Consider the following 13,372-nt stretch of genomic DNA (forward strand, 5'->3'; position numbering starts at 1 on the left):
TGAGTTCTCCTCCGCGTCGAGGTAGACGATCGGTCACGCGACAGTGGCGTCGACGAGAGCGCGACGACGGACATCGGCGAGGACGGCGACGATCCCGTCTACCTGCTCGTCGCTGAACAGCGACTGGGGCCCCTGTGGGGCGTCGTCACTGAACGGTGACTCGAACAGCCGTCCCGGCTCCATCACGCCGTTCGCCGTGAGGTGATCGATGATCAACTGGATGAACCGCAGCTGGTTAGCGGTGTAGTCAGCGCCGCGCGTGAACTCGGCGAATGCGGCCACTGCCGCCTCCCGGTCCAGCCCCACCAGCGACCGCACGAACAGGCCGAGTCCTTCGGCCTCGGCGCGCGCCCGGTCGAGGTCCTCGCGGGTGCCGGCGCCCGATGCCAAAAGCATCTCCTCCAGCGCGGTCAGGTCGGCGTCCGTGAGTTGGAGGTTGCGCCGCAGCCGCTGCAGCGCGAGGTGATCCTCGTGCTCGTACAGGTAGGCCCGTGCCTTCTCACGGAAGCGCTCCAGGTTCGTCCCGGGGGTCGAGAAGGGCAGCTCCACCTCGACCACTGAGCCCTTCTCGTCGGCGAAGTCGGTGTAGACGACGGCCCGACGAGCCCGCGGTACGAAGCGCACGAGCCCGCGCACCCGCCGCCGAGCGGTCTCCAACATCGGCAGTGTGACGTCGACCCACCACTCGTCGTCGGCCAGCTCGGCGAGCAGCTGCTCGACCGCCTTCACCGACGGGATGGCGGTCTGCGAGAGCAGTGCGGCCGCGATCTCCTGGACTTGCTGCCGTGTCCGCTCGAAGGCCAACCTATCCTCGTCGAGCTTGGCCAGCTGAGCTCGCAGAAGCATGAGGTCGAAGCGCTTGGCTCCCTCGTCGTCCCGATTGCGGGACGACGGAAGCCCAGCCAGGTGCCGCCCGATCTCATCGGCCTTCCGCGGGCCGAGGCGCCGCCAGGCCGACCAGTCGGAGTAGGTCTCCACCCACTGGCGGGCCGGGCGCACGAGCACGTTGTGAACGTTCATGCCGAGGACGACGTCGTGCATCGCCCACGCCAGGTCGACGCGCAACCCGCGATCGGTCTGCTCGCCCTGCCCCACCTCGGGCAGATCGGCATCGGGACCGAGGCGGGCATCGAGCCCGGCGACCAGGCCCAGTCGCGCTTCGAACAACCGCTGGGTCAACGACTTCTGCACTGACCCGGTGGTCCCGGGCAGCCCGGCACCGAAGTACTCCAGGTTGCCGCAGACGTCGAGCACGAGAAACTCGGTCTTCGGGTCGCCCGGACCGTAGAGGTCCGGGCGCAGACGGGTGCCACGGCCGATCATCTGCCAGAACTTGCTCGACGAGCGGACGAGCTTGAAGAAGACCAGGTTCACGATCTCGGGTACGTCGACCCCGGTGTCGAGCATGTCAACTGAGATGGCCACGTGCGGTTCGTTCCCCGAGACGGCGAACTGGTCGATCAGGTGCGCGGCGGTGGTGGCCGCGTGGGTGATGACCGCCGCGTAGCCGCCGCCGTAGCCGGGGTACTGGACGTTAAACCGTTGCTTGATGAACTCGGCGTGGTCCTGGTTCTTGGCAAAAATGATCGTCTTGCCCAGCCGGTCGCCGCCGGCCACCTTGAGGCCGCGCTCCATGAGGGTGCCGAGCACCTTGTCGACAGTGTCGGCATTAAAGAGAAACCGGTTGAGCTCCTCGGGGTCGACCGCGTCCGGTGCCGTGCCGTCGTCGCTGCCCCAGTCGAGGGCGTCCCATTCGTCCTTCTCGTCCTCGGAGAGGTCGGCGTACCGGATGCCGGAGCGTACGAAGGTCGTCGGCGCGGACAGGGCGCGCGGCGGCACCAAGTAGCCGTCGGCAATCGCTTCGTCCAACGGATAGGCGTCGGTGGGAACACCGTCCTCGAGGTCGAACAGCGAGTAGGTGTTGCGGTCGATCTCGTCCTTTGGGGTGGCGGTAAGCCCGACCAGCAGTGCGTCGAACCAGCTGAACAGGGCCCGATACTTCTGGTAGACCGACCGGTGGGCCTCGTCGATGACGACGAGGTCGAAGTGGCCGGGGCCGAACAGCCGCCGCCCACCGTCCGTGGCGTTGACCAGATTGAGCATGGTCGGGTACGTCGACACGAAGACCCGGCCGTCGGCGGACTTCTCCTCGAGCAGGTTCACCGTGGCCACGTTCGGCAGGTGTGCCCGGAAGGCGTTGGCTGCCTGCTTCACCAGCACCTGCCGGTCGGCGAGGAACAGCACCCGCTTGACCCAGCCGGCGCGCATCAACTGGTCGACCAGCGCGATCACGGTGCGGGTCTTGCCGGAACCGGTGGCCATCACCAGGAGTGCAGCCCGCTGCTTGGCGGTAAACGCCTCACCGACCGAGCGGATGGCCCGCTGCTGGTAGGGGCGCTCGACGATGGTGTCGCTGATCGCGGTGTCGGCGAGCGGCTGCCGGGTGGTGCCCCGCTGCACCATCAGGTGAAGCTCGTCGGCGGTACGAAAGCCCTCGACCCGGCGGGGCGGGTAGCCGGAGACGTCGTCCCACAGCCAGGTCTCGTAGCCGTTGGTCCAATAGATGACCGGACGCCGCCCGTGCATCTGCTGCAGGCTGTCGGCGTAGAGCTTGGCCTGGTGCTGGCCGGTGTTGGGATCGGTGCTGGTGCGCTTGGCCTCGACGACGGCGAGCGGGAGTCCGTCAGCGGCCCAGAGCACGTAGTCGGCACGCCCATTGCCCGAGCCGATGGGCATACCGGTAAGCGGGTACTCGCGGTCGCGGGCTTCGGTGAGCTGCCAGCCGGCCTCGCGGAGCAGCTCGTCGATGAGCGCGGTTCGGGTGGTCGCCTCGTCGTAGTCGTGGGTGTCGGCGAGGGTGTGCTGGGCTTGGGCAGCAGCGATCTGCTGGCGGAGCTGCTCAATCTCGGCGGCCTGGGCGGCCGCAAGGTCGTCGCGCTCGCGCAGCTGACGAGCGTGCTCCTCGTCCTGCTGCTGGAACTTCTCCGCCAGCTTCTGGACGTCGGCGCGGCTGAGCGGGGCGGCTTGCTGGGCGAGCGCGGGGTCGAACCGGGCGGCGACCGGCACCCCGCCGGGCGCACGGGAGTACCGCTGCGCGGTCCAGACGACGACGTGGAACAGCTCGCGGACGGCGTCGAGCGCGGCCTGCGGCGGGATCGGCCGCTGGTCGTGTACGGCGGTGTTGCCGAGCTTGCGGATGAGAGTGAGCTTGTTCGTGATGCCCAGCGGAACCTTGCGGGCGAACGCGGGGTCGGCGATCCGCGCGGCGAGATCGTCGCGGTAGGGCGTCTGCAACCCGTCGACGGCATATATGTGGCCCACGAGCTGCTCGACGGCCCGGCGCGCGTAGAAGCAGGCCGAGCGTGGATCTGCGGCGAGGTAGGACTCAGCCCGTACGCAGTCTGCGGCGACGGCGGGCCATTCAGCACGCAGAAATCCGAAGTTGCTCACTTGCACCCGTTCCGCTTTCCTTTGAGGAAGCTAGCTAAAGCCTACCCGAAAACGCTCGCGTTTGCAGAGATGAACGCAAGCTTTTGGCCACTCGCAATTCTTCCGAGGCCGACGCGATAAGCTCGTTGATTCTCGCGGCCGCGGCCGCGAAGTCCGCCATTTCCTCGTCCGAAGGCACCGGTATCGGCGCCAGCCGAAGGTCTCCCAGGTTGATGCCCTTCACGGCTGCACCCTTCGTTCGCCTGTCCATCCACCGACCCATGGCATGCGACGAGAGCGCCGCGGCCACATACTCCCTCGCCAAGGTAGGGATGCGCAGGCGCGCGGAGTCCTGGGTAATATTGGCTCCATCAAGGGAGGCGGGGACGACACCGAGGCGACCAACGTGCCCACGAATGGAAATGACTAGGTCACCAGTCGCGATGCGCGAACGACCGTATGCCTGCGCAATTTCCGGCGTCGTGTGTCGGATGGTGTTAACGTTAATCTTTCCTGACTTGATGTCGGCGACGCGCACGTAGGGCACGCCACCAGGAGTATCGGGACCCGGTTTCAGGATGCCATAAGTGATCGGGGCATCCGCCGTGACCCAGTCAGCCAATACCCGCTCTGGCAGTTGTCGAGAGTTCTTCACTGGATCGCCGAAGCGGGACGTAAAGAGCGCCCCAGTCAGCGCAGTGAAACCACTCAGCGACCGCGTTCGCAATGCGACGATTTTGTCCGCCTGACTTAGCAGTGCACTGATGCGCCGCTGCTCCTCGAGTGAAGGAAGGTGGACCGGTAAGTCTAAGAACAGCTCCGCTGGCAGCGAACGGCGCCGCGCCGTCGTAGCCCGCAACTTCGACCGGTAAAAGGCGAGCGCCCCAGGTGACCTCAGGTAGCGCGACAGGTAGTCCCGGTCCACACGTCCCTCGTCCTGCACGTCCCAGATTCCGTAAGCCGGGCTGACCACGGCCTCGTCGTACCGGGACTGGAAGTCCAGCACACCTTCATCGATCGGAAAGCCAACGACCAGCTGTCCCCGGTCGACCACCTTGTAAGTCGACGTGTCCTCACTGGCGACGCGCTTCTTGAATTTAGACGACTGGTCGACCAGGCCCGCGTGCATGGTCATCGAGAGAATCGGCAACTTCTGGCTTCCAGCTCGGCGCGTCTTCGCGCTCGCGATGATCTGGCCGAGTGGCACAAGGGTCACGAGAGCATGTCCTTCAGTTCCGCAAGGCCCTGCTGGATCTCCTTCTCCATCTGCTCCAACTCGGCGATGATCTCCAGCGGGTCGCGGTGCTCCACCTCCTCGTGCACGACCTCCCTATATCGATTCAGAGAGAGGTCGTAGCCCTGGGCAACGATGTCGGACTTGGGCACGCAGAAGCTCTGCTCGGTCCGCTCCCGCCGCAACTCCTCGCCGTCCCGTTGCGCCCACCGGGCCAGCACGTCGGGTAGATCGTTCGCCTCCGTCGGCGCGCGCTTGTCGTCGAGCGTGAAGCCGTCGGCGCGCACGTCGTAGAACCACACGTTCTCCGTGCCACCGGAGTCGGTGCGGGTGAAGAACAGGATCGCCGTCGACACGCCGGCATACGGGCGGAAGACCCCGCTCGGCAGCTTCACCACCGCGTCGAGCTTCTGCTCCTCGACCAGCGCCTTCCGCAGCGCCTTGTGTGCCGTCGACGACCCGAAGAGCACGCCGTCCGGCACGATGACCGCCGCCCGGCCACCGGGCTGCAGCAGTCGGAGGAACAGCGCGAGGAACAGCAGCTCGGTCTTGCGGGTCTTGACCACCCGCTGCAGGTCCTTGGATACCGACTCGGCGTCCAGGCTGCCGGCGAAGGGGGGGTTGGCCAGGATCAGGGAGTACTTGCCCTCGTCGCCTGACGCCCCCTCGGAGAGGGAGTCGCGGTAGCGGATGTCGGGCTGCTCCACCCCGTGCAGCAGCATGTTCATGCTGCCGATGCGCAGCATGGTCGAGTCGAAGTCATAGCCGTGGAACATGCCGTGGTGGAAGTGTCGCGATTGCTGCGCGTCGTGCAGCGCACCGGGATGCTGGCGACGCAGGTGCTCCCCCGCGGCGACGAGGAAGCCAGCCGTGCCGCAGGCGGGGTCGCAAATGGTGTCGGTGGGGGCTGGCGCGGTCATCGCGACCATGAGCTCGATGATGTGTCGCGGCGTGCGGAACTGGCCGTTGTGCCCGGAGGTGGCGATCTTGCTGAGCATGTACTCGTAGAGGTCGCCATTGGTGTCGCGGTCGTCCATCGGCAGCTCATCGAGCATGTCGACCACTCGCGCAAGCAGCGCCGGCGTCGGGATGGTGAACCGGGCGTCGCGCATGTGGTGGGCGTAGGTGGAGTCGTCACCACCGAGTCGCTGCAGGAACGGGAAGACGCCCTGGGTGACCAGGGCGTGCATGACGCCGGGCTCCTCGTTCTTCAGGTGGCTCCAGCGCAGGTTCTGCTCGTCGGGCCCGAAGACCGGGTTCTCGATGGGCTTCCCGGTGAGCCGGGCCTTGTTCTCGGCGCGGGTGTGCAGGTCGTCGAGGCGGCGGATGAACAAGAGGTAGGTGATCTGCTCGATGACCTCCAACGGGTTGGAGATGCCGCCGGACCAGAACGCATCCCAGACCCGATCGACCGTCGACTTGACCCGCCCCTGCAATACCGTCACGCCTTGTACCGTAACTGTCTCGTCGAGTGACCGGTCCAGCACGACACGACCCCTGGGCCACCGAACCGGGGACTCGAGCGGCGCTCACGGGCGCCCGCTGACTGGCCGGCACAGAGGAGTGCGGGACTTCCGGCAGCGTCGTCCGCCGTCCCGGGGCGAGGACTCTCGCCCGTGCGGCAACACCACGGCCGCACGGCACGAGAGGAGCCGGCAGATGTACGCCCGTTCCACCACCCTGATGGTCTTCCCCGCGTCGATGGACGAGGCCATCGCCTACATGGGCGACGAGGTCTGGCCCGCGATGCGCGACATGGACGGATGCATCGGGCTGTCCATGATGTGCGACCGCGAGAGCGGCCAGTACATCGCCACCTCGGCCTGGGAGGACAAGCAGGCCATGCAGGCCAGCGACGAGCACGTCCACCCCATGCGCGAGGCGATGGTCGACCGCTTCGGGGCCGGCGTCGCCGAGCCGGAGGTCCGCGAGTGGGAGATCGCCGTCCTGCATCGCGATCACCAGGCCCCCGACGGCGCCTGTTGCCGGATCACCTGGGTCCGCACCGACCCGAGCCGGGTCGACGAGCTGCTCAACGTGTACCGCACCAGGCTGATGCCGCGTCTCCAGGACATGCGCGGCTTCTGCAGCCTCAGCATGCTGGTCGACCGCGACAGCGGCCGCGCCGTCGGCACGACGGTGTTCGAGAGCCGCGCCGCCCTCGAGGGGTCCCGGGAGCAGGCCCGCATGCTGCGGGAGGAGAGCGTCAATGTCATGGGCGTCGACATCCTCGACGTCGCGGAGATGGAGCTGGTCTTCGGCCACCTGCGGGTGCCCGAGACCGTCTGACCTGCAGGCCCTCGCACGACATCCCCCACCGAGGGATGTCGTGCCGCTCCGCTGCTCCCAGCCGCGATGTGCCACCTTGTAGCCGTCAAGGTCGCCTCCTCTGCCGGCCCCAGGGACAGCGGACGCCTCCGACCCGAATCGGCGGGTGCGAGCCCCCGGTAGCAGAAGCGTCAACCGGACAGACGACGTCGCTTACTCGGCCCCCTGCGCGGGCTCCTCGCCGTTCCCGCGCCAGCGCGCCGCGCGGCCGGCGATCCCGCTGGAGAGCTTGCCCGTGACAGACTTCGCCCGGCCGAAGGTCTCGTTCCCCAGGCGCCAGGACGCGTCGACGCCCTCCGCTCCCGTCTCCAGCACCTTGTCCCGGAACTCCGTGGCGGCCGACGTCCAGGCCCGCGCCTCCACCGACTGCCGCCCGTCCGACTCGAGCCCCAACCGCCCGTGGAAGTCGGTGACGGCGATCGCGACGTGCTCCCTCGCCCGCACGATGGTCGGCGACTGGAGGGGGTTCAGCAGCACCTTGGCGTTGGCCGTGCCCGCTGCCGCATCCATGCGGGCCAGCAGACCCTCGGTGGTCTGCGTGATGGTGTCGAGGCGCTTCTGCCGGACAGCCTTCAGCCCGAGGCGGTGCCCGTCGAGATCCTCGGGCGCCACGTCCAGCACCCGGTCGAGTTCGAGCACGGCGATCGCGTCCTGGAGCTGGAAGCAGCGAGCCAGGACGGCGAGCCAGTCCTGGGTCTTGGCCTCGGCCTTCTTGGCCGTCTCGGCGATGTCGCCAACGCTTGTGTGGCGCTCCAGCTTCTCGGCGAGCGCGTCGAGCTGGCGCAGTGCGTACGCCTGGGTGCGCGCGATCGTCGCCGACGACCCCTGCACCTTCGACCACGTGACCTCGTTGACCCGGCCGCCGTGCTCGCGCAGGGTCGTCGCCTCGTCGATGTCGAAGCCGACGCCGATCATGTCCGCGAGGACGGCGTCCTCCTGTGCGCGGAGCACGTCGTCGAGCTTGGCGTCGATCGTGGCGAGATAGTCGGTGATCTCGTCCATGGTCTGCTGCATCGCTAGCTGCGCCATGAGCACCGGCGCACCGGACAGAACCGCCGGGTTCTTGGATAGCTGAGACAGGGGCTCCTTCGCCAACTCGACGAACGCGCCGATCCGGCCGTTGTCCTTGCCGGCCTTCACCACACCGGTGCTCACTCCGGACGTCGAACTCTTCGTCAGGCCCTTGACCAGGTGCGCGGAGTCCTTGGTCAGCTCCACCCAGCGACCCGCCATGGTCGCGATCTCGGGATACACCTGTGCGACCTCGGCGCCAACCTTGAAGACGGCTCCGAGACGAGGCAGTCCGAGATCCTTCGATGCCAGTCGCTCAGCGGCGAGGAAGAGATCGACGGCAGTCGGATTCCCGATGACCGCCAGGCCGTCGCCGTCACTGATCAGCTGGATGTCGGCATCCACCGTGGGCTCCTCGAACGCGGGTAGGGGAACGCCCTGCGAAGGAGGCAGACGAGTCGGGCTCCTCACAGGCGCCGGCCAGGCACTCACTGGCGGCTTGCGCGCGTTGCGATGCATCCTGACCGAGCGGAACGCCACTGTGACGCAACCTGCGCGGAGCAGTCCTCCGGACCGGGCGCATGTGCCTCACAAGCCCCGAGCGCCGCTGCTGTGTCGACTCGCACGGGGAGATGGCGGCGGTCAGACGCGAGGTGAGCCGAGGCCTGCAGCGGCAGGGTGCTCTGCCCCTTCATCCGCTCGGCCAGCACAGCCGGGTCCGCGCCTCGAGGGGTGCATACGAGTTCCAGGCCGGCCGCTCCGCCCGCTTGGACAAGGACGCCGGTCGGCCTCGCTGACGACTCGTCCAGTGAGGCAGTGTGTGGCGCATCTGTCGCCGTCCGTCGCGCCTCCTACCGGGGCAAAGCCCAGCGGATGGAGGGACGGGATGCGGGTGCCCGTGGTCCTGCGATCCGCCGTCCCCCGCTCGAGCACCTCACCGAGGCCATTGCCTCGCAAGCCGGAGGCCGAGAGGGTGACCCGCGAGGCGATGCCGCCGGGGCGCCGCCCGAACGGAGGTGGCATGTACGCCCGATCCACCAGCATCCGCGGCAACCTCAGCAACCTCGACGCCGGCATCGCCTATGTGCGCGACGAGGTGATGCCGACGGTTCAGAAGACGGACGGCTGCGTCGGCCTGTCGATGCTCACCGACCGCGAGAGCGGCCGCTGCATCGTCGCGACCTCCTGGGTCGACGAGCAGGCCATGCGCGCCACCGCCGCGGAGGACCGCACCGTCCAGCACCGCCTCATGCACACCCTCGGCGGCGAGCACGCCGACGTCCAGGAGTGGGAGATCGCGGTCCTCCACCGGGAGCGCCCGGCCGGGGACGGCGCCGGCGCGCAGGTCACCTGGGCCCGCATCGCACCCAACCACCTCGACGACCTGCTCGACGCCTACCGGCAGAACCTCCTGCCCAAGCTCCAGGAGCTCCCCGGCTTCTGCAGCGTCAGCATGCTCGTCGACCGGCGCCTCGGCCGGACCGTCAGCGTCACCAGCTTCGAGAACCGCGATGCTGCAGGGCTGGTGCGCAAGCACGCCAGGACGCTCCGCAACCAGTTCGCGCAGGCCATGGGCGCCAAGATCGTGGACATCGCCGAGATGGACCTCGTCCTCGCCCACCTGCACGTCCCCGAGGCCGTGTAACAGCCCGCACGACGCAGAACGCCCCGGCGACCGTGGTCGCCGGGGCGCTCCTGCGAGGGGGGTCGGACCCCGGCCGCACCGGCGCCGAGCGACGCCCGGGATCGCACTGTGGCTGGTGTGACCACCGCTGCGCCCGGGACGACTGTGCCGCGACACGTGCCCGCCACGTCGCCGCGCCGGGGCCCCGACGCGCCACCGTCGTTCACAGGGGTTAACGTTCCGGACCGGTGACCTAGGTCACTTGACGAACTGCACCCCAGCGACAGGCAGGCCGATGCTCTACAGCGCTTACGAGATGAACCGCCGGATGGGGGCGCCCGTCGTCGCGGCGTCCGAGTGGACCGCCCGCGCGCTGCAGGGCCTTCCGGCCCCGCTGGGCCGGACCCCGGCCGTCCGTCACATGGTGGCTGCCTGCGACATCCTCGCCAACGCGCGTCCCACCCACCGCCGCCCCGCCTTCGGCATCACCACCGTGCCGGTCGGCGACCGCGAGGCGGACGTCTTCGAGCGCCCGGCGCTGAAGACGCCCTTCGGCACCCTGCTGCACTTCGCCAAGCCCTCGGTGACCGCCCAGCCCCGCGTGCTCGTCGTCGGCCCGATGTCCGGCCACTTCACCACGCTCATCCGGCCGACGATCAAGACGCTGCTGTCCGACCACGACGTCTACGTCATCGACTGGCACAACGCCCGAGACATCCCCGCCTCGCACGGGCCCTTCGGGCTCGACGAGTACATCGACCACGTCATGCAGGCGCTGCGCCACCTCGGCCCCGGCACCCACATGCTGGCCGTCTGCCAGCCCGCGCCGCTGGTGCTCGCCGCCGTCGCCCTGCTCGCGGAGACCAACGACCCGGCCGAGCCCGCGAGCGTCACGCTCATGGCCGGCCCGATCGACACCCGCATCAACCCCAACCGGGTCAACACGTCGGCTGCCGACAAGCCGCTCTCCTGGTTCGAGCGCCGGGTCGTCGACACCGTGCCGAGCCGCTACCCGGGCGCGGGACGGCGGGTCTACCCCGGCGTCGTCCAGCTGACCGCCTTCATGTCGATGAACCCGAGGCGGCACCTCACCGCGCACGCGCGGATGTACCGCGACCTGGTCACCGGCAACGCCGCCGCGGCCGCCACCACCCGCGCCTTCTACGACGAGTACGGCGCGGTCATGGACGTCCCCGCCGAGTTCTACCTGGAGACCGTCGGGCGCGTCTTCCAGCAGCACGAGCTCCCCCGCGGCCGCTTCACCTGGCGCGGCAAGCGCGTCGACCCCGGCGCCATCCGGAACGCCGCGCTGCTCACCGTCGAGGGCGCGAACGACGACATCTGCTCCCCCGGCCAGACCGAGGCGGCCCACCGGCTGTGCACCGGCATCCCCGAGGAGCGCAAGCGGCACCACTTGCAGGAGAAGGTCGGCCACTACGGCGTCTTCAGCGGGTCGCGCTGGGAGGCCGAGGTCTACCCCGTCGTCCGGGAGTTCATCGCCTCCGCCCGGGACCGCGAGCCGGCGACCTCCCTGGTCTGACGCACCGGGGCGGGCGGCCCAGGAGCCGAGAGCCCTGGGCCGTCCGCCCCTGGCGACGCGGGCTCCTCGGGAGCCACGATCCGGACCCCCACCGGATCGGGAGGTCGCCGTGTACCTCACCCAGGGGCTGCACCGCTCCGTCCAGCAACGCCCGGACGAGATCGCCACCGTCTGCGCCGGCCGCACCCGGACCCACGCCGAGTCCGTCGGCCGCATCGCCCGGCTCGCCGCCGCCCTCCACGAGCTCGGGATCCGGGACGGCGAGCGCGCGGCCATCCTGTCCCTGAACTCCGACCGCTACTCCGAGTTCCTCGCCGCGACGCTCTGGGCCGGCGGCGTTGTCGTCCCGGTCAACATCCGGTGGAGCGTCCCCGAGATTGCCGACTCGCTCGCCGAGGTCGACGCCCGGGTCCTCGTCGTGGACGACACCTTCGCCGGCTGCGTCGACGGCATCCGGGCGGGCCACCCGTGGCTCCGGCACGTCGTCCACGCGGGTGACGGCCATCCTCCCGACGGCATGCTCGCCTTCGAGGAGCTGGTGGAGACGCACGACCCGGTCGAGGACGCCCGCCGCGGGGGCGACCGGCCCGCCGGCGTCTTCTACACCGGCGGCACCACCGGCCGGTCCAAGGGCGTGGTGCTCAGCCACGACAACCTGCTGACGTCGGCCTTGGGCACGCTGGCCACCGTGCACGTTCCGCCCGGCCGGGTGCTCCTGCACGCCGCGCCGATGTTCCACCTCGCCGCCTTCTCCGGCTGGGTCGGCAGCGGCGTGGTCGGCCGCACGCAGGTGGCGATCCCGGTCTTCGACCCCGTTGCCGTGCTGACCGCCGTCCAGGAGCACGGCGTGACCGACGTGCTCCTGGTCCCCACGATGATCCAGCTGGTGGTCGACTCCCCCCGGGTCGACGAGTTCGACCTGACCAGCGTCCGCCTGGTGATGTACGGGGCCTCGCCCATGTCCGACGCCCTGCTCGGCCGGACCATGAAGGCGCTGCCCAACGCGCGCTTCCTGCAGGCCTACGGCATGACCGAGCTCGCCCCCGTGGCGACCCTCCTCACGCCCGACGACCACGAGGACCCGAGGCACCGGCGCTCCGTCGGCCGAGCCGCGCCGCACGCCGAGGTGCGCGTCGTCGGCCCGGACGACGTCGAGCTCCCCCGCGGCGAGGTCGGCGAGGTCGTCGTCCGCGGCGGCCAGGTGATGCTCGGCTACTGGAACCGGCCGGAGCCGACCGCCGAGGCGCTGCGCGGCGGCTGGATGCACACCGGCGACGCCGGCCGGATGGACGACGAGGGCTACCTGTACCTCACCGACCGCCTCAAGGACATGATCATCTCCGGCGGGGAGAACGTGTACTCGGTCGAGGTGGAGAACGTCCTCGCCCAGCACCCGGCGGTGGCCACCTGCGCGGTCATCGGCGTCCCCGACGACACCTGGGGCGAGCGGGTGCACGCCGTCGTCGTCCCGGCCGCCGGCGCCGCCGTGACCCTCGAGGAGCTGCGCGCCTTCTGCGCCGACCGGATCGCCGGCTACAAGGTGCCGAGGTCGATGGACGTCGTCGACGCGCTGCCGGTCTCCGCGGCCGGCAAGGTGCTCAAGCGCGAGCTGCGGAAGCCCTACTGGGCCGGGCAGGAGCGCGCCGTCCACTGATCCCAGTCGTAGCCGCACACTGCGGCATCACTCCACGCGGCTACCCGGTGACGCACCCGTCTCCTACTCTCGGGCCGTGTCCGTCGCCGAAGCACTCGACCGTCTGCGCGCCGCCGCGGACGACGGGCGGCTCGACGATGTGGCACGTCGGTACGGCGTCGCGCTGATCACCGTCTTCGGCAGCGCCGTTCGCACCCCCGAGCGGGCCCGCGACCTCGACGTCGCGGTGTCCCTCCCCGCTGGAACGCACGGGCTGCTGGGGCTGGTCGGGGAACTCGCCGACCTGACCGCCAGCGACGACGTCGACGTGCTGGTTCTCGACGATGCCTCCCCGACAGCGCGGTTCTCCGGACTGGTCGGCGCGCGACCGCTGTACGAGGCATCACCCGGCCTGTTCGCCCGGACCCAGATGGCCGCGGCCCTCGAGTTCTACGAGACAGCCTGGCTGCGCGACCTCGACCTGCAGCGCATGGCGGGTTCGTGACGCCCCGCCCCGTCGACGCCGCCTCGGTGCAGGCGAAGCTCCTGTCGCTCGACGAACTGCTGGGCGCG

General features: G+C 69.4%; 9 protein-coding genes. 5 read left to right on the plus strand and 4 right to left on the minus strand.

Features of this window, described 5'->3' with window-relative positions; genetic code table 11:
- Positions 1 to 33: 33 nt before the first annotated feature.
- Genes ACWIX3_RS21790 through ACWIX3_RS21800 form a run of 3 tightly spaced genes read right to left on the minus strand, consistent with a single transcriptional unit; the run spans position 34 to position 6,108 of the window.
- Positions 34 to 3,450: a DEAD/DEAH box helicase family protein gene (locus tag ACWIX3_RS21790; RefSeq protein WP_448609436.1), complete on the minus strand. Its 3,417-nt coding sequence runs from the start codon at positions 3,448 to 3,450 to the stop codon at positions 34 to 36.
- 34 nt (positions 3,451 to 3,484) lie between these two features.
- The gene (locus tag ACWIX3_RS21795; RefSeq protein ID WP_448609437.1) at positions 3,485 to 4,645 is read right to left on the minus strand and encodes a hypothetical protein; all 1,161 of its coding nucleotides are present in this window, start codon (positions 4,643 to 4,645) and stop codon (positions 3,485 to 3,487) included.
- Positions 4,642 to 6,108, minus strand: coding sequence for a type I restriction-modification system subunit M (locus tag ACWIX3_RS21800; RefSeq protein ID WP_448609438.1), 1,467 nt, complete (start codon positions 6,106 to 6,108; stop codon positions 4,642 to 4,644). The genes ACWIX3_RS21795 and ACWIX3_RS21800 overlap by 4 nt, the downstream gene beginning before the upstream one ends.
- A 214-nt stretch (positions 6,109 to 6,322) precedes the next feature.
- Between ACWIX3_RS21800 and ACWIX3_RS21805 the strand changes: the two genes are divergently transcribed.
- Entirely contained in the window at positions 6,323 to 6,952 is a 630-nt protein-coding gene (locus ACWIX3_RS21805) for an antibiotic biosynthesis monooxygenase (protein ID WP_448609439.1), read from the plus strand.
- Between the two features lie 192 nt (positions 6,953 to 7,144).
- Here the strand turns inward: ACWIX3_RS21805 and ACWIX3_RS21810 are convergent, their stop codons facing one another.
- Entirely contained in the window at positions 7,145 to 8,407 is a 1,263-nt protein-coding gene (locus ACWIX3_RS21810; RefSeq protein WP_448609440.1) for a hypothetical protein, read from the minus strand.
- Positions 8,408 to 9,023: 616 nt separating this feature from the next.
- On the opposite strand from ACWIX3_RS21810, the gene ACWIX3_RS21815 reads away from it, so the two are divergent.
- From ACWIX3_RS21815 to ACWIX3_RS21830, 4 genes are all read left to right on the plus strand, one after another.
- On the plus strand, positions 9,024 to 9,647 hold the full coding sequence (locus tag ACWIX3_RS21815; protein ID WP_448609441.1) for a hypothetical protein: 624 nt from the start codon (positions 9,024 to 9,026) through the stop codon (positions 9,645 to 9,647).
- A 274-nt stretch (positions 9,648 to 9,921) separates the two neighbouring features.
- A complete protein-coding gene (locus ACWIX3_RS21820) occupies positions 9,922 to 11,166 on the plus strand; it encodes a polyhydroxyalkanoate depolymerase (protein WP_448609442.1) in 1,245 nt (414 codons plus the stop codon).
- Between the two features lie 109 nt (positions 11,167 to 11,275).
- The gene (locus tag ACWIX3_RS21825; RefSeq protein WP_448609443.1) at positions 11,276 to 12,820 is read left to right on the plus strand and encodes an acyl-CoA synthetase; all 1,545 of its coding nucleotides are present in this window, start codon (positions 11,276 to 11,278) and stop codon (positions 12,818 to 12,820) included.
- A gap of 76 nt (positions 12,821 to 12,896) precedes the next feature.
- Positions 12,897 to 13,304 carry a hypothetical protein gene (locus ACWIX3_RS21830; protein WP_448609444.1) on the plus strand — a complete coding sequence of 136 codons (408 nt, stop codon included), beginning with the start codon at positions 12,897 to 12,899 and terminating at the stop codon, positions 13,302 to 13,304.
- Positions 13,305 to 13,372: the final 68 nt, after the last annotated feature.

This window comes from Geodermatophilus sp. URMC 60, assembly GCF_053502585.1.

Excerpts from the sequence above, each read along its gene's own strand:
- ACWIX3_RS21820 (WP_448609442.1), top strand. The coding sequence starts at position 9,922 with ATGCTCTACAGCGCTTACGAGATGAACCGCCGGATGGGGGCGCCCGTC.
- ACWIX3_RS21805 (WP_448609439.1), top strand. The coding sequence starts at position 6,323 with ATGTACGCCCGTTCCACCACCCTGATGGTCTTCCCCGCGTCGATGGAC.
- ACWIX3_RS21815 (WP_448609441.1), top strand. The coding sequence starts at position 9,024 with ATGTACGCCCGATCCACCAGCATCCGCGGCAACCTCAGCAACCTCGAC.